This is a genomic window from Nonomuraea turcica (genome assembly GCF_030718205.1).
Taxonomy (GTDB): Bacteria; Actinomycetota; Actinomycetes; order Streptosporangiales; family Streptosporangiaceae; genus Nonomuraea.
Genome location: NZ_JAUZQF010000001.1, coordinates 129,716 through 154,511, shown reverse-complemented (window position 1 = coordinate 154,511; position 24,796 = coordinate 129,716). Strand labels below are relative to the sequence as shown.

20 protein-coding genes and 1 pseudogene are annotated in these 24,796 nt (G+C 69.1%); 12 read left to right on the top strand and 9 right to left on the bottom strand.

Features of this window, described 5'->3' with window-relative positions; genetic code table 11:
* Window positions 1-164: 164 nt before the first annotated feature.
* Window positions 165-1,454 (top strand): GTP cyclohydrolase IIa, encoded by a 1,290-nt coding sequence (locus Q9G87_RS00770; protein WP_305914182.1) that lies wholly within the window; start codon window positions 165-167, stop codon window positions 1,452-1,454.
* 527 nt (window positions 1,455-1,981) lie between these two features.
* Here Q9G87_RS00770 and Q9G87_RS00765 read toward each other — a convergent pair.
* A complete protein-coding gene (locus Q9G87_RS00765) occupies window positions 1,982-2,407 on the bottom strand; it encodes a rhodanese-like domain-containing protein (RefSeq protein ID WP_305914181.1) in 426 nt (141 codons plus the stop codon).
* 149 nt (window positions 2,408-2,556) lie between these two features.
* Here Q9G87_RS00765 and Q9G87_RS00760 point away from each other — a divergent pair, with 149 nt between their 5' ends.
* Window positions 2,557-3,576 carry an EamA family transporter gene (locus tag Q9G87_RS00760; RefSeq protein ID WP_305914180.1) on the top strand — a complete coding sequence of 340 codons (1,020 nt, stop codon included), beginning with the start codon at window positions 2,557-2,559 and terminating at the stop codon, window positions 3,574-3,576.
* Here the strand turns inward: Q9G87_RS00760 and Q9G87_RS00755 are convergent.
* Window positions 3,511-4,740 (bottom strand): annotated as a pseudogene (locus tag Q9G87_RS00755) (aspartate aminotransferase family protein); the annotation flags it as partial. The gene Q9G87_RS00760 and the pseudogene Q9G87_RS00755 overlap by 66 nt on opposite strands.
* 115 nt (window positions 4,741-4,855) lie before the next feature.
* Here Q9G87_RS00755 and Q9G87_RS00750 point away from each other — a divergent pair.
* The 4 genes from Q9G87_RS00750 to Q9G87_RS00735 are packed head-to-tail and all read left to right on the top strand — an operon-like array spanning window position 4,856 to window position 8,898.
* On the top strand, window positions 4,856-5,701 hold the full coding sequence (locus Q9G87_RS00750; RefSeq protein WP_305914179.1) for a fumarylacetoacetate hydrolase family protein: 846 nt from the start codon (window positions 4,856-4,858) through the stop codon (window positions 5,699-5,701).
* Between the two features lie 9 nt (window positions 5,702-5,710).
* On the top strand, window positions 5,711-6,793 hold the full coding sequence (locus tag Q9G87_RS00745) for a helix-turn-helix domain-containing protein (RefSeq protein WP_305914178.1): 1,083 nt from the start codon (window positions 5,711-5,713) through the stop codon (window positions 6,791-6,793).
* 15 nt (window positions 6,794-6,808) lie between these two features.
* On the top strand, window positions 6,809-7,690 hold the full coding sequence (locus tag Q9G87_RS00740) for a BadF/BadG/BcrA/BcrD ATPase family protein (protein ID WP_305914177.1): 882 nt from the start codon (window positions 6,809-6,811) through the stop codon (window positions 7,688-7,690).
* A complete protein-coding gene (locus Q9G87_RS00735; RefSeq protein ID WP_305914176.1) occupies window positions 7,687-8,898 on the top strand; it encodes a hypothetical protein in 1,212 nt (403 codons plus the stop codon). The genes Q9G87_RS00740 and Q9G87_RS00735 overlap by 4 nt, the downstream gene beginning before the upstream one ends.
* A gap of 347 nt (window positions 8,899-9,245) precedes the next feature.
* Here Q9G87_RS00735 and Q9G87_RS00730 read toward each other — a convergent pair whose 3' ends face one another.
* From Q9G87_RS00730 to Q9G87_RS00705, 6 genes are read right to left on the bottom strand one after another with little or no spacing between them, the layout of a single operon-like run.
* Window positions 9,246-10,589: a transcriptional regulator gene (locus tag Q9G87_RS00730; RefSeq protein WP_305914175.1), complete on the bottom strand. Its 1,344-nt coding sequence runs from the start codon at window positions 10,587-10,589 to the stop codon at window positions 9,246-9,248.
* The gene (locus tag Q9G87_RS00725; protein WP_305914174.1) at window positions 10,568-11,374 is read right to left on the bottom strand and encodes an amidohydrolase family protein; all 807 of its coding nucleotides are present in this window, start codon (window positions 11,372-11,374) and stop codon (window positions 10,568-10,570) included. The genes Q9G87_RS00730 and Q9G87_RS00725 overlap by 22 nt, the downstream gene beginning before the upstream one ends.
* Complete coding sequence (locus Q9G87_RS00720) at window positions 11,371-12,108, bottom strand: amidohydrolase family protein (protein ID WP_305914173.1); 738 nt, start codon at window positions 12,106-12,108, stop codon at window positions 11,371-11,373. Before Q9G87_RS00720 ends, Q9G87_RS00725 begins: the two co-directional genes overlap by 4 nt.
* The gene (locus Q9G87_RS00715; RefSeq protein WP_305914172.1) at window positions 12,092-13,717 is read right to left on the bottom strand and encodes a heparinase II/III family protein; all 1,626 of its coding nucleotides are present in this window, start codon (window positions 13,715-13,717) and stop codon (window positions 12,092-12,094) included. Before Q9G87_RS00715 ends, Q9G87_RS00720 begins: the two co-directional genes overlap by 17 nt.
* Window positions 13,714-14,709 (bottom strand): Gfo/Idh/MocA family protein, encoded by a 996-nt coding sequence (locus Q9G87_RS00710; protein WP_305914171.1) that lies wholly within the window; start codon window positions 14,707-14,709, stop codon window positions 13,714-13,716. The genes Q9G87_RS00715 and Q9G87_RS00710 overlap by 4 nt, the downstream gene beginning before the upstream one ends.
* Window positions 14,690-15,952 (bottom strand): ABC transporter substrate-binding protein, encoded by a 1,263-nt coding sequence (locus tag Q9G87_RS00705; RefSeq protein ID WP_305914170.1) that lies wholly within the window; start codon window positions 15,950-15,952, stop codon window positions 14,690-14,692. Before Q9G87_RS00705 ends, Q9G87_RS00710 begins: the two co-directional genes overlap by 20 nt.
* Window positions 15,953-16,144: 192 nt before the next feature.
* On the opposite strand from Q9G87_RS00705, the gene Q9G87_RS00700 reads away from it, so the two are divergent.
* From Q9G87_RS00700 to Q9G87_RS00680, 5 genes are read left to right on the top strand one after another with little or no spacing between them, the layout of a single operon-like run.
* Entirely contained in the window at window positions 16,145-17,026 is an 882-nt protein-coding gene (locus tag Q9G87_RS00700) for a carbohydrate ABC transporter permease (protein ID WP_305914169.1), read from the top strand.
* Window positions 17,023-17,838: a carbohydrate ABC transporter permease gene (locus Q9G87_RS00695; RefSeq protein WP_305914168.1), complete on the top strand. Its 816-nt coding sequence runs from the start codon at window positions 17,023-17,025 to the stop codon at window positions 17,836-17,838. Before Q9G87_RS00700 ends, Q9G87_RS00695 begins: the two co-directional genes overlap by 4 nt.
* Before the next feature lie 3 nt (window positions 17,839-17,841).
* A complete protein-coding gene (locus Q9G87_RS00690) occupies window positions 17,842-19,350 on the top strand; it encodes a hypothetical protein (RefSeq protein WP_305914167.1) in 1,509 nt (502 codons plus the stop codon).
* Window positions 19,351-19,352: 2 nt separating this feature from the next.
* Window positions 19,353-20,876 (top strand): hypothetical protein, encoded by a 1,524-nt coding sequence (locus Q9G87_RS00685; protein WP_305914166.1) that lies wholly within the window; start codon window positions 19,353-19,355, stop codon window positions 20,874-20,876.
* A complete protein-coding gene (locus Q9G87_RS00680; protein ID WP_305914165.1) occupies window positions 20,876-22,390 on the top strand; it encodes a hypothetical protein in 1,515 nt (504 codons plus the stop codon). Before Q9G87_RS00685 ends, Q9G87_RS00680 begins: the two co-directional genes overlap by 1 nt.
* Before the next feature lie 7 nt (window positions 22,391-22,397).
* On the opposite strand, the gene hisC is transcribed toward Q9G87_RS00680, so the two are convergent.
* Window positions 22,398-23,456 carry a histidinol-phosphate transaminase gene (gene hisC, locus Q9G87_RS00675; protein ID WP_305914164.1) on the bottom strand — a complete coding sequence of 353 codons (1,059 nt, stop codon included), beginning with the start codon at window positions 23,454-23,456 and terminating at the stop codon, window positions 22,398-22,400.
* Between the two features lie 103 nt (window positions 23,457-23,559).
* Here hisC and Q9G87_RS00670 point away from each other — a divergent pair, with 103 nt between their 5' ends.
* Entirely contained in the window at window positions 23,560-24,714 is a 1,155-nt protein-coding gene (locus Q9G87_RS00670) for an ATP-binding protein (RefSeq protein WP_305914163.1), read from the top strand.
* Window positions 24,715-24,796: the final 82 nt, after the last annotated feature.

Sequence of the window (24,796 nt, the reverse complement as noted above, 5' to 3'; positions counted from 1 at the left end):
CTAGTCGGGCGGTCATCCTGAACGGCTTTCCGGAAAAGTCGGGCGTGACATTTCGGCCCCCGCGAGCGATCGTTCCAAAAGAGAGCACTGCAACGGATGGCAGGATGGGACGAACATTGGTCGAGAGGGCCGAAGAAACTCCCCGAGTGTCACGCCCGGGCGCAATGACACCGGACCTCACCATTGGCGTGGTCGGACCCCACGACCTGGTGGAGCGGGTCATGCTGATGGGTCACGCCGCGGCGCCGTTGCCGTGTCGCCTAGTGGCGGCCGCCTACCGCGACGAGCAGGAGGCACCGGACAAAGTGACGCGGCTCGGTCCCGGCGTCGACGCATGCCTGTTCGCCAGCCCGGTCCCTTATGACCTGGCCAGGCGTTCCGGTGTGCTGACGATGCCCGCGACGTACGTCCAACTCGGTGGAGCAGCATTGGTGGCGGCGTTGGCCAAGGCCGCGCTCGACACCCGCATGGACCCCCAGCGGGTCAGCATCGACGTGGTGAGCCGGGCCGATGTCGAGGAGGCTTACACCGACCTCGGCATTCCCGCCACGGACGTGCACAGCCGCGACGAGCCGGGCGCCACCGGCACGATCGCGGCCTATCACGAACGCCTGGCCCGGCAGGGCGCGACCACGGGGGCCTTGACGTGCCTGCCCGCGGTGGCCGAGCGGCTGCAAGCAGCAGGCGTGCCGGTCATCAGGATCAGGCCGACCTCCGCGGCGGTGCGCACGGCGCTGCACACGGCGGCGCTGCTCGGCGCGCACCACCGGCTGGAGGAGTCGCAACTGACCGTGGTGCTGGTGGAGGTGCCGACGCTGCGCGAACCTGTGCGCCGTGCCGCGCCCCGCTACTGGCGCGACGAGCTGCGGCTGTCCCTGCACCGGCTCCTGGTCCAGGAGGCGAACCGGATCAACGCCACCGTCTGGCCGATCGACGATCACAGCTACCTGGTCACCGCGACCAGGGGGTCGATCGCGGCGGCCACGGACGGGTTCAGGGTGTTGCCGTTCGCGGCCAGGATCAGGGACGAGCTGGGGCTGGCGGTCGAGGTCGGCGTGGGCATGGGGCGTACGACGCACGACGCGGAGTCACACGCGCGGGCTGCGCTGGCGCGCACGCAGGCCGGCAAACAGGCACAGGGGTTCGCGGTGGACCGCGAGGGGCGGGCGCTCATCCCGGCCCCGCGCATGCCGCCGACCGGATCCACCGCACTCAAGCCGAAGGGGGTGGAGGTACTGGCCCGGCTGGCGGCCAAGCTGGAAGGCGGCGACACGGTGGTCGACGCGGAAGGTGCGGGGAAGATGCTCGGTGTCACGCCTCGCACGGCTCGGCGGTTGCTGCGCACGTTGGTTGACGAGGGACTCGCGTGGCCGCTACCGCCCAACCGCACGCCGCAACCGGGTCGTCCGAGGCAGTTGTATCGGCTCATCGTGGAGAAGCTCGGTCCGCGATGATGTCTGGTCGCCTGTCTTGAAGCCCGCTGGCCCGCCGTCCATATCCGTGGACGGCGGGCCTCGTGTTCCGCCGCCGCGTTTCCGGCGGCGGGCCTCGTGTTCGCCACCCCGTTTCCGGTGGCGGGCCTCATGATTCATGCCGGCCCGCCGTCCCACGCGCGGGCCTTTGGCCCGCCATCAACACCATTTGTTACGGCGAGCCAACGCAGCGCCAACCGCCGTACGGGGCTGATCTCTGTCCAGGGAGACGCTGCTGACCCGTTCACCGGCGGGCCGCCGCTACGGCGGCTTGCGGGCCGGTTACGGGGCGAAATTGACGGGCCCTGTCAGTCTGGGAACTTGGTCATTGACTCTTGTGAACTTGTTGGTTGACCCGCGTCGATGAGGGTATGTTCTCGGACGCCCCCGATCGACAGGATTCGGACGGGGGCACCAATCTTTTCCGGCATGCCCTTGCGCGCCAGAGTGGGCGCTGCGCGGGGCTGTGGGGGTGCTGGGCGGGCCGATCGGCGGGGCGTAATGCGCGATTAGCAGCCGCAAACTATTCCGCGTACGGGGGCCGTCAGCGCGTCCACCTCGCGGCGGGTGATTCCGGAGGCGGTCTCCACCGGGAAGCCTTCTCTGGCCCAATACTCGAAGCCGCCGAGCATCTCCTTTACCTCGTAGCCGAGCTTGGCGAATTCCAGGGCCGCGCGGGTGGCGCCGTTGCAGCCTGGGCCCCAGCAATACGTCACCACCAGGCTGCTCTTCGGGATCAGTGCGGCGGCTCGGGTGGCGATCTCGGCGGTGGGGAGGTGGACGGCGCCCTCGATGTGGCCCTGGTCCCAGCTCTCCCGGCTGCGGGAGTCGACCACGACGAAGTCGGGGGTCGCTGCCGTCAGGTCGGCGGCCATGTCGGAGACGTCGGTCTCGAAGGTCAGGCGGGCGGTGAAGTGGGCTACGGCGGCGGACATGGGGCTCCTTTCGGGTCTGAAGGGAGCCTGCCAGGTGGGTGAGCGCACCGACAGTGGCGCGAATGCCGCCTGTCGTTAATATCACGCCACAGTCCAGAGTCCGATACTCGCGAGCATTGTGTCGGTGTCCCCCGGTAAGGTCATGAGCCATGACTGCGAACACACCTGACAGCCGGGCTCCTCTCCTGGTCTGGGGCGCCTTGGCGATCGTCTATGTGGTGTGGGGTTCGACGTATCTGGGGATCGGCATCGCGATCGAGTCGATACCGCCCATGCTCAGCGGGGCCCTGCGGTTCATCACCGCCGCCGCCCTGCTTGCCGGTTTCCTGCTGGTGCGGTCGGGGCCGACGGTCTTCAGGATGTCGCGCAGGCAGTTCCTCGGCGCAGCTCTCGTGGGCGTACTGCTCCTGACCCTGGGCAACGGGATGCTGGCGGTGGCCGAGCAGTACATCTCCACGGGGCTGGCAGCGCTCCTGGTGGCCTCGGTGCCGCTGTGGCTGGTCGTGTTCAGGTTCGCCGTGCGCGACCGCCCCAAGGCGCTCACGCTCGCGGGCGTGCTGGTCGGGCTCGGCGGGGTCGGGGCACTGTCGCTGACCGGCGCCGAGGGCGGCAGTGGCGCCGGGATCGGGGTGGTGCTGCTCGCCTCGGTGTCATGGGCCGTGGGCTCGTTCCTGTCGAGCAGGATCCAGATGCCCGCCAACGCGCTCGCCACCAGCGCGGTCGAGATGGTCGTGGGAGGTGCCGGCCTGCTGGTGCTCGGCACCGGGCTCGGCGAGCGGCTCGATCTATCGGCCGTCACCACCAGATCCTGGCTGGCGCTGGCCTACCTGATCGTGGTGGGGTCTTTGATCGGGTTCACCGCGTTCTCTTGGCTGCTCGGCAACGCCCCCATCTCGCTGGTGTCCACTTACGCGTACGTCAACCCGGCCGTGGCCGTCGCGCTGGGCGCGCTCGTCCTGCACGAGCCGATCACGACCCAGGTGATCCTCGGCGGCTTGGTCATCCTGGCCGGCGTGGCACTGGTGATCTCAACCGAGCGGAAGGGACCGAAGCGCGTCCTCGAAGACCTCGACGGTGGCGGCGACGTCCGCCTCGGTGTGAGCGGTGGACAGGAACCACAGCCCTCGCGGCACCATGTTGACCCCGCGGTCGAGCAGCGCGGCGTGTAGGCGGGCCATCATGGCGCGGTCGGTCCTGGCGAAGTCGCGGTAGTTCCGCACCGCGGGCGCGTCGGTGAAGTACGTCTGGAAAACCGGCCCGGGCCCGTCCACCAGCATCGGGACACCCACCTTGGCCGCGGCCTCGCGCAGTCCGGTCATGAGCTGCCGGCCTCGGGCGTAGAGGGTGCCATAGACCTCCTCACGCCGCTCGTCGAGGATGCGCAGGGTGGCCTCGGCGGCGGCGATGCCGACGGGCTGGGAGTTGAACGTCCCCGCATGCGCGACCTTGCCCGAGGAGATGGCGTCCATCACGAACGCCCGCCCAGCCAACGCGGACACCTGCATGCCGCCCGCCATCGCCTTGCCGAAGACCGACAGATCGGGACTGACTCCGAGGTACTCCTGGGCACCGCCGGGAGCGAGCCGGAAACCGGTGATGATCTCGTCGAAGATCAGCACGCTGCTGTGGCGGTCGCACAGCTCGCGCACTCCCTGGAGGTAGCCGGGAGCCGGCTCGATGGCGCCGGTGTTGCAGAGCACCGGCTCGGCGACAACGGCGGCGATCTGTCCCGCGTGCTCGTCCATGAGACGGCTGAGCGCGTCCAGATCGTTCCAGGGGCAGATCACCAGGTCGGCGGCGGGCGGCTGGCCCGCGGTGCCGGGGACGGCGCGGGGGTGGTCCTGCGGTCCCGCGTCGTCCAGCGACGGGTGCACGCTGTAGAGGACCGGGTCGAGCCAGCCGTGGTAGTGGCCCTCGAACTTGAGGATCTTGGGACGTCCCGTGAAGCCGCGCGCCAGGCGCCACGCGGCGTGCGCGGCCTCGGAACCGACGGTGTTGAAGCGGACCCGCTCCGCCGAAGGCACCATCGCGCACAACCGCTCGGCGACGCGGGCCTCCGCCGCGTGCTGGGCGGAGTAGACGATGCCGCGGGCCACCTGCGCGGTGACGGCCTCCACCACGGCCGGCGGGCAGTGGCCCAGCAGCGCGGGGCCCTGACCGAGCACATAGTCGATGTAGGTGTTGCCGTCCACGTCCCAGAGCCTGGCTCCTGACGCCCTGTCCACGTAGAGCGGCACACCCGCGGTACGGCGCGCGTCGCTGGAGACGCCGCCTGCGATGTAACGCTGGGCAGTGGTGTAGAGGTCGCGGCTGAGATCCAGAGTCCGGGTCATGCCGACCATAAAACGGGGACACCTAGCCCGGCGACAAGAAAGAGAGCAAGAAGCAGGTCGTAAGCGCAAATTTCGGTGCTTGTGGAGGTCGGTGGGCCTTGATGGGCTTACGGACATGTTTCTTGGACGTATTCGGCGTACCCCCTCCAGCCCTGTCGAGCTGGTGGCCCGGCGCACGGCCGGCGAGCTGGTGAGCCTGGCCGACCTCGGATCGGATCCAGTCGCGGCCCTGGACTCGTACGGGCTCGACCGCCTGACCGACCTGGTGGCCGACCGCGACGGCCCCACGCTGGACGAGGACGCCGTGCTCTTCGAGCCGCCCGTGGCCACCTGCACGAAGATCTGCTGTCTGGCGCTGAACTACCAGGAGCACGCGGACGAGAGCGGCCTGGAGGTTCCGCCTGAGCCGGTGTTGTTTTTCAAGCCGCCGTCCGCGCTCGTGGGCCACAACCACCCGGTGCTCGCCCCTGCCCGTACCCGTCATCTGGAGCACGAAGTCGAGCTGGCCGTGGTCATCGGCAAGGTGACCAGGGACCTGCCGGCCGAGCGGTGGCGCGAGGCCGTCGCCGGATACACCGTGATCAACGATATGACGGCGCGCGACCTGCAACTGGCCAACATCGCCCGCAACGTGCCGTGGGACCAGTCCAAGGGGTTCGACACCTTCGCGCCTGCGGGCCCGTACCTGGCGACGGTGGACGAAGTGCCCGATCCACAGGCGCTGGAGCTGACCTTGGAAGTGGACGGCGAAGTCAGGCAGCGGGCCAACACCAGGCAGATGGTCTTCGGCCTCCCCCGGCTCATCGCCGACCTGTCCGACGGGATGACGCTGATGCCGGGCGACCTCATCGCGACCGGCACCATCGCCGGGATCGCCCCGCTCGAAGACGGCGACACCATGCGGGCGACGGTGGAGGGAATCGGGACGCTGGTAAATACGGTCAAATTTCGGTCCGCCTAAAGTGGAGACATGACCTACGCTGTGGCTGCCCTGGTGGACATCGACGACTTCATGGTCTCCGAGCAGGCTCGCGGGCGGTCATGGGCACAGCGCCAGCTCCGGCACGCCGACCAGGCGGTGCGCGCGGCCACCAGCGGCCGCCCGGGGGCGACCTGCCGCGCACAGCCGCCCGAGGAGTGGCTCGTCCTGCTGACGGGAGCCGATCCCGACGCGTTGATGTCCGACGCGACCGCGCTGGCGGAGGAAGTACGCGCCAGGATCGTCCGCGAGACGGCGTGCACCGCCACCGTCAGCCTGGGCTCGCCCAGCGTGGGCTCGATCGCGACCGAGCGGGACGCCCGGCGGGTCAACGGCTACAAGCTCGTGCTCGGCGGCGACCGGGTGATCGAGCCGCAGGCCGGTGGCAGAGTGGCCGCGATGTCCGTCGATGGGCCACCCGTACGGATCGAGCGGGAGCTGACCAGGCGTGTCCGCGCGGGCGACAGCAACGGCGCGGCAGGGCTGCTGGCGAGCTGGGTCAACAGGTGCGCTCGCGACGCCGACCCCCAGACTCTGCGCGACTGGCTCATCGGGCAGCTGCTGTTCGTCGTGGACGTGGCCAACCGTGCCAGGCTGGCCGACGGTTCGACCGACTGGGTCGTGACGTGCGCCCGGCTGCCCATCGAGGACATCGTCGCGGTCGGCGACATCCACGAGCGCTCCTACCTGCACATGTGGCTGCGCGAGACGCTCGGGCGGCTGATGCCCGAGCCGCCACGCAGAGATGTGCTCGCGCTGGCGGAGGCGTACCTGGCCGAGCACTACACCGACCCGGGGCTGCGCCTGGCGACGGTGGCGCAGGCGGTGGGCGCGAGCCCGTTCTACATCTCGCATCTGTTCGCGGAGGAGCGCCGCACCACGTTCCTGCGCCACCTGACGGGCCTGCGCCTGCGGCATGCGCGCCGGCTGCTGTCCACCACCACCCTGCCGGTCGACGTGATCGCCGCGCACACGGGCTACCCGAGCGCCAAGGCGCTGCGGAGCGCGTTCAGCCGCCACGTCGGCTGCTCTCCCACCGAGTACCGCCGGGCGGGATTCCGGCCCGGATCGTGACCAGGACGGTGTTTCATGGACTTGGCGATCGACGGCGGGCAGACGGGCCTGCGGCTCGGCCTGGCCGAGGGGGGACGGATCCAGGAGATCCGGGAGCTGCCCGGCCTGTCGTACGCGGAGGGCTCCCCGGTCATGGCCGTGCTGGAGCGGATCGGGACGGGATGGGGGGAACTCGGCACCATCTGCCTCGGGCTGACCACGGTCCTGGATGATCCCGGCAAACTGGCCGGCCACCTGCTCGCCACCGCCCGCCGGGTGATGATCACGACCGATGTGGTCACCTCGCATGCGGGCGCGTTCTCGGGCGGCAAGGGCGTGGTGCTGGCCGCGGGCACCGGAGCGATCGCACTGGGCGTGGGTGACGACATCCGGCAGGTGGACGGCTGGGGCTACCTCTACGGCGACGCGGGCAGCGGCTTCTGGATCGGCCGCCGCGGCCTCGACGCCGCCTGCCGGGGCTTCGACGGGCGCGCGGAACCGGGCCCGCTCACCGAGCGTGCCCAGGCCGTGTTCGGCGACCTGGCCGACCTGCCCGGACGCCTCTACCTCGCTCCCGACGCGGTGGCGCGGATCGCGCGCTTCGCGGTCCACGTCCTGGAGCTGACGGAAGACCGCACGGCCCGGGCCATCGCCGAGGAGGCGGCCCGCGAACTGGCGGGCACGGTGGCGGCGGCAGCCCGCTGCTTCGCGGAGGGAACGGCGGTGCCCGTCGCGTGGACCGGCCGCCTGCTGCGTGACTCCGGGCTCCGTGCCGGGTTCGAGGCGGAGCTGGCCCGGCTGCTCCCCAGAGCGAGGCTCCACCCCCCTGCGGGTGACAGTCTCGCGGGCGCCGCCCTGCTGGCCGCCTCCGCAGGACCCGGCCGCTACCAGGCGATGATCAGAACGGCGGAACGATGAGAGTGGGATACGGCACCACCGATCTGCCCGTGCCGGACGGCACGCCGATGGGCGGTTACCTCGACCGGCCGGGGCCGTCCACGGGGCCGGCCGACCCGCTGTCGGTGAGCGCGCTGACCTGGTCGGACGGCGAGAGGCGGTTCGCGCTGGCGACCGCCGACATCATCTGCGTCAACGAGGACCTGGCCAGGCGGGCCAGGCAGGCGGCCGGATGCGAGCTGTGGCTGGCGGCGAGCCACACCCACGCAGGGCCCGAGACCGGCTGCGTACCAGGCGGCGGGCCGACGCCCGAGCCATGGCTCGAACGGGTCACCGAGGCGGTCGGCACGGCTGTACGGCAGGCGATCGACAGGGAGAGGCCGTGCGAGGGCACGGTGTACCGCGGCGAACTGCGGGGCGTCGGCTCCGATCGGAGCAGACCACGAGCGCCCGCCGTGGTTCCGCTCGACCTGATCGCCATGGACGACGGCGAGCTCGCCGGGGTCCTGGTGGTCCTTCCCGTGCACCCCACCGTGCTGCCCGCGACGAACCGCCTGGTCAGCGCCGACCTGGTCGGAGCCGTACGCAGGAGTCTGAGGAAGCGACTCGGCGAGGACGTCTCGGTGGTGGTCGCCACCGGCGCGGCCGGTGACATCAGCACCCGCCACACCAGGCGAAGCCAGGACGCGGCTGAGCTGGAACGCCTGGGCGCGCTCGTCGCGGACCGCTGCGCCGACCTGCTGGCAGGTCCGGGGACGCCGCTCTGGCGAGCCGGATCGGCTGGCCGGCGGATCTCCTGGGCCACGCGACGCCTGACACTCGAACCCGCCTCCACGACGGCCGACGAGGCGGCGCTCACCGCCGGGTACGAGCAGGCCGCGGCGTCAGGCGATCCGGTCGCCACCCGTCTGGCCCGCAGCAGGCTCGAGGGACTGCGGGCCCGCACCGCACGGCCCGTCCGGACGGCCGTCGACGTGAACGTCGCCCGCCTCGGCGGGCTCGCCCTGGCCGGGCTGCCCGGCGAGCCGTTCCTCGCCGTCGCCGAGCGCATCGCCGACCGGCCCGGCGAGCCGACCCTGGTCCTGGGCTACGTCAACGGGTACCCCGGCTACCTGCCGACGGCGGGCGCCTACCAGCACGCCGAGTATGAGGTGCTGGCCAGCCAGGTGGCTCCGGGCAGCGCCGAACTGATCGCCGAGACCGCACGACAGCTACTGGAGGATTTGTGATCGACCAGAGTGCGTACGCGCAGATCGCCAGATCGGCCGTGGACCGGCTGCTCACCGCCGAATGCGATGCGATCGGAAAGGCGGGCGCGCTGGTGCCGGTCAACCAGCTCGGCATCCGCGACATTGCGGCGATCGTGGAGATAGCCCGCCTCGCGGTGCGGCACGGGCACCAGGTGGTCGCCATCACCTCTCGCGCGCACACCGCCGGACTGGCCGTGGACGAACTGGCGGACCTGGCCCAGGTGGCCATCGACAACGGCGCGCCGTACGGTGACGCCGCGCTGCCGCTGCCAGGCGGCGGCACGGCCGGCGGCGTCTCGACCCTCACGTGTGCGCCTCGGCGACGCCTAGGCCCGCACGAGCCGGTACGGCTGGCGCGGCCGGCCCGCCTGGGTGCCCTTGACCGGGGGCATCGGCCAGGCCAGCCCCTCCTCCGCGAGGCTCTGAAGAACCCGGCGAGCACTACGCGGAGAGACCGACAGCACGTCGGCGACGATCTCGGCGTCGACCACCATCGTGTCGCCGTCGTCGAGGCTCTCCACCAGGCGTTCGAGCAGTTTGGCCGCCTTGGTGGAGACGACGGGCACGCTCTCCTGCCGTTTGCGCCTGCGCACCGGCAGCGACAGCACGGTGCCGTCGCCCCCGACCAGGTACGCGGCGGCGCCACCGGCGTTGCGCGCCTTCTCGACGGCCGCCAGCGCGTTGGCGTCGGCGTCGCGGGCCGTGCTTCCGAGCCCGATGCCGACCTCGACGGCGACCCCGGCCTCGGAGTGGATCCGGTCCATGAACGGCGCCACCCTGAACCCGTCGGTGGCCTGATTGAGAGCACCGACGGTGGCGGTGACGACGTAGCTGTTCTCGTCTCGGGGCACCACCGTGGCGCCCATCAGCCGCGCGTCGGCGAGCAGCGAGCGGTGCAGCGACAGCTTCAGCTCCTGCTGCCAGTAGTTGCCCGGCCCGGAGTAATTGGGCTTGGCGGAGGCGGCGAGCTCGACGACCACGATGGCGATCTGCGCGTCCTCCAGCCTGCTGCCGGTGCCGAGCAGCGCGGCGGTGTTGAGTGCGAGGCGCAACGTGTGGGAGGTCGGCAGCAGGCGCAGCACGGGCACCCTGGCGGCGGTCAGCTTGTTGGCGACGCTCCTTATCGTGGTGAGCGCCGCCGTGGTCTCCCCCTGGCGGTAGAGCTGCTCGTGGAAGGCGCTGAAGCCGCGCGCCGACTCCGGCCGGTCGTACTCGGAGAGGTGCACGCCGGCCGTGCTCACGCCGATCTCACCGTACGCCTCGTCCACGTCGGCGGCGGGCAGCGAGTCGATGCTCACCCTGGACGGGTCGATCCCGTGGCTGAGCACCCCGCGCAGCAGGCTGGCGTACAGGCTGGCCCCGCTCATGGGCACGAATGTGGCAGGGACCAGCAGTTCGCCCGCCTGCCTGGCTAGGTCGTGCTGGAGCGGTCCGGTGAACAGCACCACGTCGATGCTGTCGGAGATCCGCAGGAATTTGTCGTAGGTCTCGTGCTCCTCGGCATGCGGCGCGCCGACCAGCCGCCAGTCGGCCGCGGCCGGAAGGTCGGCGCCGATCATCATGATCTCTTCGACGAGATCGTGCGGCCCTACGATCCCGATCGCCACTCTGGACCTCGACTCCGAACGCAGCCGATCCATGATCTTGATCACCCCAGTCCGGATCTCCACTGAAGCAAGCGGGTCATCGTCGCACCGAGCACCGCGGCCTGGTCCTTCTCCCCGAGGCCACTGAAGAGTACCCTCCCCAGCGAGATCCGAAGATCGATGAAGGGGAAGTCGGATCCGTAGACCACTCGGTCGATCCCGACCTCCCGTACCATCCTGGCGATGTCGGGCCCGGTGTTGAAGGACCCGCACACCTCCAGGATCACACCTGGGCGCCGCTGCGCCACCTCTATGGCCTTCTCGAAACCGAGCGGGGTCGCGCCCGCGTGCCCTGCGATGATCACCACGTCGGGATGCTCCGACGCGACGGCGTCCACTTCCGCCAGATCGTTGTAGGGGGAGCCGTCGTAGGTGTGGGTGAGCACCGGGCAGCCGGTGCGCTGCGCGAACTCCCACACACCGGCGTAGCGCCTGCCGGTGAGCGGGTAATCGTGCAGGTCGGGGTGGATTTTGATGCCGCCGAAGCGTGGATCCGCCCCCCATTTGCCCAGCTCGCCATCAGGGTCCTGCCAGGGGTTGATCGTCAGATACCCGGTGAAGCGGTCCGGCGCGCGGTCCACCGCCTCGGCGGTCGCGGCGTTCCCCGCCGCCGCGTCGAGCTGGATCGCCAGGTGGCTGGAGAGGACGGCGTGCGCCACGCCGCACCTGTCCATTACCCTGACCATCGCGTCCGGGGACGCATCGGGAATGAAGAACAGGCTGTAGGGGCCGGCGTGCGCGTGTGCGTCGACGATCCTGACGCTGGTCTGCGGGCGCCGCCGCCACAGCGCGGAGGTGATCGCGTTCACACCGCCCTCACGGGTAGCAGGTCCAGCAGGGTGCCGGCGCCGATGGCCGCCACGGCCCCGTCGTCGAGCTCCGACCACAGCAGCCGGGTGACCGCCTCGGCCGGGTCTCTGAGCGGCGCGCCCGTGCCGAAGACGAGACGGCGCTCGCCGTAACGCTCGACGAGCCATTCGAGTCCGCAGTGCGAGGACAAGTTGGCCAGGCCCAGGTAGACGTTACTGGTACGCGAGAGCACCCCGGCCGCCTGCCTTAGCTGGCGGTAGCCGAGCGCGCCCACCACAGTCCTCAGTTTCGGGTGTTCGGCGGCGACGGTTTCCACCGCGGGCCAGCCGGTCTGGGCCGCGTCGACGAACAGCGGCAGCCCGGCCTCCGCGACCGCGCCGAGCATGGCTGCGCAGTCGCCGCCGGCGAGGTCGTAGCCGTGGTCGGCGGGGTAGGCGCGCACGGCGCACACCCCGGACTCCAGCGCGGCGGTCACGAACTCGTCCGGCGTGCCGGTCTCGCCGCAGGTGTCAGGCAGCAGCACCCAGCAGGGGCGCAGCCTGGGCTGATCGGCGACCAGGCCGAGCAGTTCCCTGTTGCCCGTCGCGGGGTCGTGCAGCCACGACAGGGTGTGGCTGACCACGGCCTCCGCGATGCCGAAGCGGTCCATCCTGTCCAGCGCCTCCGTGATCGAGCCCGTGCCCACATCTCTGCGGGGGTGGCGCCCGAGCATCGCGTCAGCGTCGATCAGCATGAACCGTCCAATCTTCCGGGATTGAGAGTGGCTCGTCGCGGTAGGGGAAGATGCCGACGGTGAACCTGCCGTCGCTTCGCCTCAGGCCGAGCGAGTGGATCTCGCCGTACTCGGCGGTCCTGGTGGCGGGGTCGGGGATCCTGGCCGGACCCGTCCCGTACAGCACCTCATCGGGCGGCTCCAGAGGCACTACGAAGATTCCGGGGCCGCGGGTGCCCACGAATCCACCGTCGTGCTCCACCCACGGCGACAGGCCGTGGATCTGCCAGACCGCCTCCGCGTCGATCCGGTCGGTGACGATCCAGTACGGGTGGTCGCCCTTGATGAAGACGATCTTGCGGTCATGCCGCGCGCTGTAGCCGTGATGGTGCCCGGTGAAGACGTCGGCCTCTGCGGACACGGAGAACAGGTCGCAGGCGGCGCGGCGGTCCTCGGTGTATTCCTCGCCGGGCACGAGTAGCGTGTTGTGCGCCCTGGTCGCCTGGTACCAGTCGTAGTAGCCGGGGTCGTCGTAGGACGGCGGACCGCCCCCTTCCCAGGCCAGCGGCACACCCCAGCCCGACAGCACGAAGTCGAGCGCCGCGTGGTGGCTGTGCGGCTCGAGCTCGTGCCCCACGTAGGGCCCGTAGTTGATCACGGTGTGCAGGTGCCCGGCGCGGAAGATCGCGTAGCCGCTCGCGTCCAGCAGGTGTGACCCAGGCTCGGGCCGCACGCCCAGCTCCGCGCCGCGCCGGAGCGCGTCGGCGGGCCAGACCACGCCGCTGTCCTGCAGGTGCGGGATCCAGCCGCCGGAGGTGACCAGGGAGGCGAACCAGGAGTGCATGGCCCGCACCCTGGGGTGCTCGGCGAAGCTCGGGTCCAACGCCAGCACACGGTGCACGGCGTCCAGGACCATGCCGTGGTAGCCGGGCGAGCGCTCGTGGTGCCCGCCGTCGGCCCGCACGTCGAGCTCCAGGTGCTCCAGGACGCGCGCCCGGCCGATCTCGGCCCAGCGCGGTGCCTCGGGGAGTTCCGGGAAGAGCGTGGCGACGTGCAGGAGCTCGGCGGCGCAGACGAACTGCCAGTTGCCGTGCCGGAACTCGTCGTGCTCCTCCGCCGACCAGCGGGCGCCGCCGAGGACGGTCTTCATCATCATCGCCCAGCACTCGTCGCTGAGCGCGGGCTCGTCCGCCAGCTCCGCCATGGCCCGGGTGACGTGCATCGACCTGGCCCAGACGCCCAGCGAGTACCAGATGACGTCGAGGCCCGGCCAGTCACCTTCGACCTGGTCGCGCGTGCCGTACCACTGCCGGAACAGCCGGTCCCACTCCGCGGCGTAGCGTGCGTCGCCGGTCTCGCGGTAGGCGTGCACCAGCGGCGTCATCCACCGCAGGTAGTGGAAGCCGTACAGCCGCGAGCGCCCGCGGCCCTTGTCGAGGAAGTCGACCTCTGCCCCGATGAGCGCGTCGGCTTCCTCGATCGTCGCGGAGCCGTCCCAGGCGGGGGCGGGGCGGCGCCACGGCCTGGCCTCGGCGATCGACGTAACGCCCAGCTCGGCCAGGAGCGCCTCGTCGGTGATGTGCCGCATGCGCACCGGGTCCACATGCGGCGCCTTCTCCACATATTTCATGAGACCTTCACCGGCAGACCCGACCGGACGGACTCGTGCGCCGCCGCCAGCACCGCAGTGACGTGGCGCGAGCTCTCCACTGTGATCAGCGGCTCGGTGCCGGTGCGCGCGCACGCCACGAAGTGGTGGATGGCATCCCGGTACGCGCCGGCGGGCACGCCGTGCACGACCCGCTGCAGCATGTTGCGCGGGTACGTGTAGGCCTTGTCGGTGGCCAGCTGGATGTTCTCCTTCTGCCGGTCCAGCTGGATCACTCCGTCCTCGCCGACGACGGTGACGTAACTGTCGACCATCGTCGGGAACGTGTTGGGGTAGATCCACGCCGACTCGAACGTGGCCACCGCGCCGCGGCTGAAGCGGGCCTGGATCTGCACGGCGTCGGGGGTGTCGATGCCGCGGTCGCGCAGCTTGCCGTACCGGGCGGTGGCGAAGACCTCCGCGACGTGGTCGTCGTAGAGCCACGTCAGCAGGTCGATGTCGTGGCTGGACAGGAACCACGCGCACGTCGTCTGGTCGGCCCAGCCGATCATCTCGGTCGGCACGTAGATTGTGTCGTCCTTGCGCGCGTAGCCGACCACCGGCTCGCCGATCACCCTCATCTGGTCCTTGGCCTGCGCGTAGGCAGGCACCCATCGGTGGTTGAACAGGCACATGGCGACCACGCCCGCCTGCCGGATGGCCCGCACGGCCCGGTCGGCGTCCTCCACCGTGGTCGTGAAGGGCTTCTCGACCAGGATGTGCAGACCGGCCTCGGCCGCGGCCACCATCATGTCCGCGTGCAGGTGGTCCGGCGTAGTGATCGACACCGCGTCGACGCGCCCCGACCCGATCAGTTCCCGGTACGTCGGGAACACCGGCGCATCGGCCAGCGGCTTGCGGCAGACGGCGGTGATCTCGGCGTCGGGGTGCGCGGCCAGCACCTCGGCGTGGCCGCGTCCCATGATGCCGGTGCCGATGATCCCGATTCTGAGCTTAGGAGGCAAGTGCGTCATTCCATTGCTTCTCTGCTGTGTCGAGCGCCTCCTTGGCGCTCTTGGTCCCCGACAGGAATGCCCTGACCTCCTCGGAGAGGTACTCCCCGAGCTCGGCGTCCTTGCTGGTGCCGATGGGCTTGTACTCGAGCTTGGCCAGCCCCTTCACGATGACCTGGCGGGCCGCGCCCATCGCGTCGCCGCTCTCGGCCTGGGTGAAGAAGGCGTCCTTGGTGGAGGAGATCGTGGACGGGTAGATCGGCACGATCTTGCAGAAGGCCAGCTGGTTGGCGCCGTTGGTGACGTACTTGAGGAACTCGGCCGCCGCCTTCTTGTGCTTGGAGGCCTTGGGGATGGAGAAGGCCTGCTGGGCCAGGAGGAGGTAGTTGCCGGTGTTCATCTGGACCGGCTCGGTGATGACCAGGTCCTTGTAGACGTCGGGCGAGTTCTTCTGGATGTTGAGCAGCTCGGCGGCGTTGGCCGTCGGCTTGAAGGCGACCTGCTCGTTCTCCAGGCTCTGAGGCAGGTTGCGGATGTCCTTGGAGATCGCGCCCGGCGCGATGCCGCTCTTGTAGCTCTTCTTGAACTTCTCCAGGATCTCCACGGCCTGTGGCGTGTTGAACTCGGCCATCTTCTTGTCCTCCGACAGCAGGCTGATGCCGTAGTAGCGGAGCACGTTGTGGTCCGGGATGATGTTGGAGCCGTAGACCTTGGTCTCCTTGTAGACCTTGTCGCCCAACTCCAGTGCCTCGTCGTAGGACTTCGGCGGGGCGGCCTCGTCGAAGCCGGCCTTGCTCACCACGGACTTGCGGTACATCGCCACCGGAGCGCCGCCGTTGTACCAGGGCACGGCGTAGAGCTTGCCGTCGGTGCGCAGCGGTTCCACCAGGTTGGGCTGGAAGTCCGCCAGGTCTTCCGCCTTGAGCAGCTCGTCGAGCGGGGTCAGCGACGGGACGAAGCGGCCGAGCTCCACGGAGTTGACGTTGACGACGTCCGGCACGTCGCCGCTGGCCACGGCGGCCAGCAGCTTGGTTGCGCTCTCCTGGCCGGGCACGTCGACCCACTTGATCGTGACCTTCGGGTGCTGCTTCTGGTAGTCGGCGATGAGCCCGTCGATGTAGTCGCTGTAGTTCTTCTTGAGGTTGATCGTCCAGAACTCGACCTCGCCCTCGAAAGGCTGGTCGTCGGCGGCAGCCGGGGCGTTGGTGGACGTGCCGGCCACGCAGCCGGTGGTGAGGAGCGACAGCGCCAGCGCGCCTGTCACTAAGGCAAACCTACGGGACATCGCAGAGGTCCTCGATTCTGGCCGTCCTTAATCTTCCTTTCGGCAGAATGGCATCTCAGATTTTTCCGGTCAAGCGCCACCTATTGACCGTATGTATCAGATCTGTATAACTTCTGGCCATCCGTTATCTGATCTACGGCCGTCACAATCATCAAGGAAGGGTGTGAAGCCATGCGCATACCCGGACAGCGCTGGTACACGCCCTATCTCTTCGCCGCGCCGGCGCTCGTGCTGTTCGGCGTCTTCTTCGCCTGGCCTGCGGTGACGGCGATCCAGTTGTCGTTCTTCAAGTACGACATGATCTCCCCGCCACCCGTCGTCGTAGGCGTGGACAACTTCGTCCGCATGCTCGGCGACGGCCGGTTCTGGACCGCGCTGCTCAACTCGGTCCTGTTTCTCGTCGGGATGTTCCCGCTGCTGGTCGTGGTGCCGTTGCTGCTGGCCGTACTGGTCAACCAGAAGCTGCCGGGCATCAAGACCTTCCGGATGCTCTACTACCTGCCGGTCGTGACGTCGATGGTCGCGGTCGGCATCGCCTGGGAGTACGTCTTCCACCAGAAGGGCGTCCTCAACTGGATGCTCACCGGCGCCGGCCTGCTCGACGAGCCGATCCAGTACCTCCTCGACCCGGCCTGGGCTCTGCCCGCGGTCATCCTGGTCGAAGGCTGGAAGAACATGGGCTTCTACATGATGATCTACCTCGCCGGCCTGCAGACCATCCCGGCGAGCATCTACGAGGCCGCGCGGGTGGACGGCGCCAACGCCTGGCACCGCCTGCGGAGCATCACCGTTCCGCTGCTCATTCCCTACATCGCGGTCGCGATCACCGTGGAGATGCTCGACGCGATGCAGGCCTTCACCTCGATCTACGTGATGACCAAGGGCGGGCCTCAGGACGCGACGCTCACGCTGGGCTACTACATCTGGTCGGCGGCCTTCGAGCGCTACGAGATGGGCTACGCGAGCGCCATGGGGCTGGTCCTGTGGGTGCTGATGATCGGCCTGGCCATCCTCAACTACCGGATCACCCGCGGAAGGACGGTCCTCGCATGATCCTTCGGCGCGCGGGGATGTACATCCTGCTTACCGCGATCGCGCTGGTCTTCGTCGGGCCGTTCCTCATCCTGCTGTCGGCCGGGCTCAAGCCCGCCGACCAGGCCGTCTACTCCTTCCCGCCGGACATCATCCCCCGGCCGCCGGTGCTGAACTGGATGATCGAGGCGTGGACCTCCATCCCCTACCCCACCTACTTGCTCAACTCCGTCATCTACGTCGGCCTGACGGTGCCCGCCTACGTCATCGTCTCGGCGCTGTGCGCCTACCCGCTGGCCCAGATGCACTTCCGCGGGCGCACCATCGTCTTCTTCGCCATCCTGTCCACGATGTTCCTGCCGGGCGAGCTCATGCTCATCCCGCGGTTCCTGGTGGTCACCCAGCTCGGCATGGCCGACACGTTCGCCGGCGTCATCCTGCCCGGCCTGCTGTCCGCCTTCGGGATCTTCCTGCTCCGCCAGACCTTCGCGGGCGTGCCGCGCGACGTCGTGGACGCCGCGCGCACCGACGGCTGCCACGAGCTGCGCATCTTCTGGCACGTCATGCTGCCGGCCGCCCGCCCGACGCTGGCCATCCTGAGCATCTTCGGCTTCATCTCGGTCTGGAACAGCTTCATCTGGCCGCTGGTCGTGCTGAAGGACTCCGCGAAGTACCCGCTCGCGCTCGGGATCTCCTACCTCGCCGGGATCACGGGCACCGACGTCCGCACGCTCGCCGCCGGAACGATCATGTCGATCATCCCGGTCGTCATCGTTTTCATGCTCATGCAACGCCACGTCCTCGAAGGCATGCGAGGCGCAGTGAAGGGCTAGATCATGTTGACCCGCAGGCAGTTAGGGTTGGGCGCGCTCGCCGTAGGCGCGCTCGGCTTCAGCAGTTCGACGGCACACGACTACGCATCGAGACAGACGTTCGACCACTTCGAGCGGGTCTTCCGCGAGGCCGGCGCGCCCGGCCAGCCGACGGAGACCAACGAACGCGGCAGGCTGGCGTGGGGTGCCTCCTACGTGATGTTCGCGTTCACCCGGATGTACGAGGCCTACAGGGACACCGCCTACCTCGACCGCTTCATCATCGACGCCGACCAGGTGCTGGCCGGCCGCGACTCCGAGCGCGGCTTCAAGGACTACCGCGGCCTCTCGCTGCCCGCCTGGCAGGCCGCCGGCGCCTATACGGTGGGCTTCGCCACGCTGACGGACGCGAGCGGGCAGCCCCTCCTCGAAGCGCGCAGCGCGCTCAGCTACGCCGACGAGGCCACCGCCACAGTCAGCGCGGGCACCTCGGCCAGCCGCTTCACCCTGGAGGTGCGCAACGCCAGGTACGGGCGGGTGGCGACCTTCCCCGACCTGTCGCTGGACCCGGCCTCGCCCGACTACGCCGTCAAGCGCATCCACGACGCCTACCCCACCCCGACCATGGTGACAGCGCGCGATCCGCGTCCGGCGCCGGCCGACGGCACCGTGCCCGTCCTGGGCGAGACGCGGCTCAGCGTGAAGCCGATGATCTTCGCGGTGCACACCGGCATGATCACCTACCCGATGGCGGCCTTCGCCAGGATCGTGCTGCACGACGGCCACCTGACGAAATATCGGGGCAAGGCGCTGGAATACCTCCAGGCGGTCAAGGAGGCGGTGGCCGTCCACGAACGGGAATGGCGGCCTGAGGGGCACCTGATCTGGGTCAAGGGCATGCCGCTGCCCTACGACGGCACGGAACAGCCCACCAACCAGTGGCTGGCGCTCGGGCTGACCTACGCGGAGCTGGCCGCGGCCACGGGCGACCCCTTCTACCGGGACCGGGCGCTCCGGATGGCGCGCTCCTTCGGAGGCGAGCTCAAGCCGGATGCCGGTGACGCCTATGTCTGGTCCTACTGGCCCTCCTTCGGCAAGACCTACAACGGCTACACGGCCGACCAGAACGTCTCCGAGTACACGCCCTCCATCGCCGGAGCGCGGCAGATCGAGGATCTCAGCCACGGCGGCATCGACGTGGAGTTCGCCGCGCTGGCCTTCCGGCACAAGATCTACTACCGGGGCATCGACCTGGCCAGGATCGCCCGGACGTACACCAGGAACCTGGCCACCACCGGCCCCGACGGCCTGCCGACCACCAACGCGCGGCTCGACGGCACCGGCGGGCCGCTGAACGCCGAGGGTTCGCTCCAGGCGGGGCGCTGGATGGCCGTCGCCCCCTGGGACGCCGGCGTGTTCACGCACTCCCGCTCGATCTACGACGCCCGGGCCGTGCAACCCGCCCAGGGCGCCTATCCCGCCTCTTACCTCGCCAACATGGCCTATCTCAACTGGTTCGCCCGGAGGTCCTGACCATGCACCTGTCCCGACGGCAGTTCGGCCTGGGCGCGCTCGCCATGGGCGCGCTCGGCTTCTCCAGCTCATCGGCCTACGACTACACCTCCAGGGAGACCTTCGACCTGTTCGACCGGCTCTTCCACAGCGGTACCGGCACCGGCAAGCCCACCGACAACAACGAGCACGGCGCGCTGGCCTGGGGCCAGTCGTACGTCCTGATGGGCTTCATGCGCATGTGGGAGGCCTACAAGGACACCCACTACCTCGACCGGTTGGTCGAGAACGTCGAGCAGGTGCTGGCCAACCGCGACTCCGCCCGTGGCGTCACCGACCATCGAGGCAAGTCGCTGCCCGCCTGGCGCGCCATGCACCCCTACACGGTGGGCTTCGCCACGCTCAAGGACGCCGACGGCACGCCGCTGCTGCAGGTACGCACCGCGCTGGCCTACGCCGACCAAGCGGTCGCGACGGTCACGACCGGCAGCGCCGAGGGCAGCTTCTCGCTGGAGGTCAAGAACAACTGGAACAACACGGTGGCGAGATTCCCCGACCTCTCGCTGGACCCGGCGTCGGCGAATTACGCCGTCAAGCGCATCTACGACGCCTACCCGACCCCGACCATGGTGACGGCGCGCGACCTGCGGGAGTCCCCCTCCGGCAACGCGACGCCCGCCCAAGGACCAACCTCCTTCGTCTCGCAGCCGGTCATCTTCAGCGTGCACACCGGCATGATCACCTATCCGATGGCCACGTTCGCCAGGACGGTGCTGGCCAACCCCTCGCTCTGGTCGCGATACAAGAGCAAGGCGCTGGAGTTCCTCAAGGCGGCCAAGGACGCCGCCGCCGTGCACGACGAGGAGTGGCGCCAGACGGAGGACGGCCGCGGCTACTACGTCTGGAACAAGGGGACGCCGCTCGCCTATGACGGCGCCGAGCAGCCCATCAACCAGAGCGTCTCACTCGGCCAGACCTTCGCCGAGCTCGCCGCCGCCACCGGCGACCACCGTTACCGCGACCGGGTACGCCGGATGGGCCACACCTTCTCCCTGGACCTCACCGTCGACGCCGACGACGCCTACGTCTGGCCGTACTGGCCGAAGTTCGGCAAGCTCTACCAGGGCTTCGCCAAGACGGACAACGTCTCGGAGTTCACGCCGTCCTACACCGCCGGCGCCCGGCAGATCGAGGATCTCAGCCACGGCGCCATCGACGTGGAGTTCGCCGTGGCCGCCTTCCGCCACAAGCTCTCCTTCATCGGCGACGACATGGCCCGCTTCGCGCGCACCTACAGCAAGAACCTGGTCGCGCCGACCGGCGCCGACGGGATCGCCACGGCGTACGTGCGCGTCGACGGCACGGGCGCCACCAACAGCGCCGGGCAGTACATGCAGGCACCGCGCTGGATGGCCGTGGCCCCCTGGGACGAGACGGTCTTCACCCACTCGCGGGCGATCTACGACGGCCGGGCGACCCAGCCGCAGCAGGGCTCGTACCTGCTCTGCGTCGCCTACCTTAACTGGCACGCGCGCAGGGGGGCCTGATGTTACGCACCCTGGTTGCGGCCGTCCTGGCCCTGACCACCACCGTCGTCCCGGCCGAGAGCGTGTGGCTGACCAAGTACACAGCCTTGGAGAGCCAGATCGGCGACTCGCTCTACACGAACAAGAGCAGCGCGAACCTGGCGTGGGGCGAGAGCTACATCCTGCGCAGCTATCTCGACGTCTACGGTGCCACCCAGGACACCCGCTGGCTCGACAAGCTGGTCACCCACACCGACGCCATCCTGACCCACGCCGACGACATCGACGGCGACGGCTACCTCGGCTGGAGCACCAGCCGGTATTCGCCGGTCGAGCTGGGCAACCCCAGCTTCGAGACGGCCGCGAGCGGCGACACCACGCTGCCCGTCAACTGGACCAGGTTCCAGGACACCGGCAGCCACATCTATCGGACCACCGACGTGCCGAGCGGAACGGGCAGCCAGTCGGTGCGCGTCGTCTCCGACGTGACCAGGTGGAAGAAGCTCCGCCAGCCCGTGGCGAGCACCTATGAGGGCGGCACCCAGCACGTGTTGCGCGGCTGGGGCAAGCGCACCGGCTCCGTCGTGGGGCGCATCGTGCTGCGCGAGGGCTCCACGACGCTGTGCATGCTGGAGTACACGACCAGCACGTGGACCTACAAGGAGGTCACGTGCTCGCTGCCGGCGGGACGATCGCTGGAGGTGTGGCTGGAGCACAAGTCCTACACGGTCAGCGGGTCGGCCTACTTCGACGACGTCAAGCTGAGCGCGGTCCTGCCGTACATCGTGCACGACGGGATGATCGGCATCCCTATCGCCGAGTTCGTCCGCCTCGTTGCCCAGACCCCGGCCCTTTCCGGGTACGCCGCCAAGGCAGCCACTTACCGGGCCTTCCTGGAGAACGAGATCGTCCCGCGGTGGGAGTCGAGCTCGTACATCGGCAACACGTGGAAACCGATCGGGACCACCGAGGGTCTCTACACGCAATCGCCGAACTTCGACGCATTCAGCCACAGCAGGGTCTCCAGCGACCTGCCGTACAACCAGGCACTGGCCTTCGGGAACATGCTCATGGTGCTACACGCTGTCAACGGGAACCCGACCTACCTGGACCGGGCGACCCGCCTGGCGCGCTGGACCCGCAACGACCTGACCAGCTCGGGCGGGGCCTACATCTGGAACTACGCGACCTACACGCCCACGAAGGAGGATCTCTCCCACGCCAACGTGGACCTCTCGGCGTTCCTGGAGTTCTACCGGAGCTCCCAGGTCTTCACGGCGGCCGACATGACGGCGCTGAAGAACACGCTGCTGGCCAAGATGTGGAACGACTCCACGACGGCTCCCGTCTTCAGCCTGTATGTCGACGGCACCGGGACCGCGGCCAACGGGGTCGACTACTACCTGCACTCGTGGCTGGAGCTCACCGAGTGGGATCCCCAGGTGAAGGCGCTGGTCGGTACGAAGTACGCGAACTTCACCGCGACCAACTCCTCCCACCTCATCACGCTGTCCCGCCTGCTGAAGTGGGAATAGCGAACACTCACGTGCGGAATTCGGCGGCGGCCTTGAGAAAGGTGTCGTTCGCCTCGGGGTCGCCGATCGATACGCGGGCGCCCTCGCCCGCGAAGGGGCGGACGGCGACCCCCTCGACGGCGCAGGCGGCGGCGAAGTCGAGGGTACGCTCGCCGAGCCGCAGCCAGACGAAGTTGGCCTCGCTGTGCGGCACCGTCCACCCCTGGGCGATGAGCGCCTCGCGGACGCGGGTGCGCTCCTTGACGACCCGCTCGACCCGCTCCAGCAGCTCGTCCTCCGCCTGCAGCGAGGCGATGGCCGCGACCTGGGCGAGGTGGTTGACCGCGAACGGCACGATCGTCTTGCGGACGGCCGCGGCCACGGGCTCGTGCGCGATCATGTAGCCGACCCGCAGCCCGGCCAGCCCGTAGGCCTTCGAGAACGTGCGGACGACGCACACGTTGGGCCGGTCGCGGTAGAGCGTGAGGCCGTCGGGGACGTCCTCGTCACGGACGTACTCGCGGTAGGCCTCGTCCAGGACCACCAGCACGTGCTCGGGCACCCGATCGAGGAACGCCTCCAGCTCGGCGCGCCGGATCGCGGTGCTCGTCGGGTTGTTCGGGTTGCACACGAAGACCAGGCGGGTGTCGTCGTTGATCGCCTCCGCCATGGCGTCCAGGTCATGATCCTCGCCCGCCAGCGGTACCCTGACGGACGTGACGCCGGCCAGATCGCAGAGCAGCGGGTACGCCTCGAACGACCGCCACGCGTAGACGACTTCCGCCCCGGGGTCGCCCACCGCCTCCAGCAGCTGCTGCTGCACCGTGACCGAGCCCGGGCCGAGCGCGACGTGGTCGAACGGCACCCCGTATCGCTCCGCGATGGCCTCGGTCAGCTTGATCGCGCCGGGGTCCGGGTAGCGGTTGATGTGGCGGGCCCCCTCGGCGATCGCCTCCACCACGGACGGCAGCGGGTCGTAGGGGGATTCGTTGGACGACAGCTTGTACGACCGCCCATCGGGAGCCGCGACGGCCTTGCCCGGCTTGTAGGGGGCCATGGTGTCCAGGATCCGGCGGAAACGAGGCATGGCCCTACCTTAGTTCCTGGTCCCCGCTTCCCCTGCTTGGTGTAGGCGGTCGGCTCGATGTCCACGCCGACGATGAGCATGTGCGGCCGGAGGGAGCAGCGAAGTGACGAGCCAATACCGTGATCATCACCGCGGTGCTTTCCTGTCTCTGGACGATCCGGTACAGCTGACGGCCGCGCTCGCCGATCCTCGCAGCCTCGTCGACGAAGCCGACCGTCCGTTGCTGATCGACGAGGTGCAAAGGGCCGGAGACCCGCTGGTCCTGAGCATCAAGCGGGCCAGTGACCGGGATCGCAGTCGTGGGCAATTCATCCTGTCAGGCTCGGCGCAGTTCCTGACGGTCCCCAAGCTGTCGGAGTCCCTCGCGGGCCGCGCCGCCTTCCTGGATCTTTGGCCCTTCTCGATGGCCGAGCGCACCTCCGGCCCGTCCGACTTCTGTGACATCCTCTTCGCTGATCCCGCTTCGCTGCGCCGCACGAGTCCGTCACCGTGGACCCGTACCGACTATCTCGACGTCGTCTGCGGCGGCAGTTACCCCGAGGTGATCAGTATGGCCAGGCGGGCGCGATGGGAGTGGTTCGACTCCTATCTACGTACCGTCATATCCCGCGACGTACGCGAGTTCGCCCATATCCAGCATGGAGAGTCAATACCACGTCTCCTCAGCCTTCTCGCCACCCGAGCCGGCAGCACTGCCGAGATCTCCGATCTCGCGCGGAGCACCGAGCTCACCAGGGACACGGTCCGAAACTACCTCGCCTACCTCAACGGCGTCTTCCTCACGGCCACCGTCCCCGCTTGGTCGGCCAATCTCTCCACCAGAGCGGCCAAGTCGGCCAAGCCCTTTCTCACGGACTCAGGACTGGCCGCCTTCGTGCTCCAGGTCGACACGGAAGCGCTGCGACGCCCGGGCAATAGCGCGCTGGGCGGCCTCGTCGAGACCTTCGCCTTCAATGAGCTCATCAAACTCCGCTCCACGACACCGGAGCCCTTCAAGATCTACTATTTCCGTGATCGCCACGGCCGGGAGATAGACTTCGTTCTCGAGCGCTATGACGGGCGTATTGCCGGCATCGAGGTCAAAGCCACCGCTTCGCCAACCGCCAAGGATGCCGCACATTTGCGCTGGCTACGCGACTCGCTCGGCGAGCGATTTGCTTCTGGCGTGGTCCTGCACCTCGGCGAGCAGAGCGTGTCTCTCGGCGGTGGCATTCAGTTGCTTCCCCTCTCGGCCCTCTGGGGACACACACACGGCTGAACTCCATCGATGAGCGAGCCTTGGCTGTACTGACTGCGCACGTGCGGGTGGATGGCTATCGCGAAACCGAATCAGCGATCCA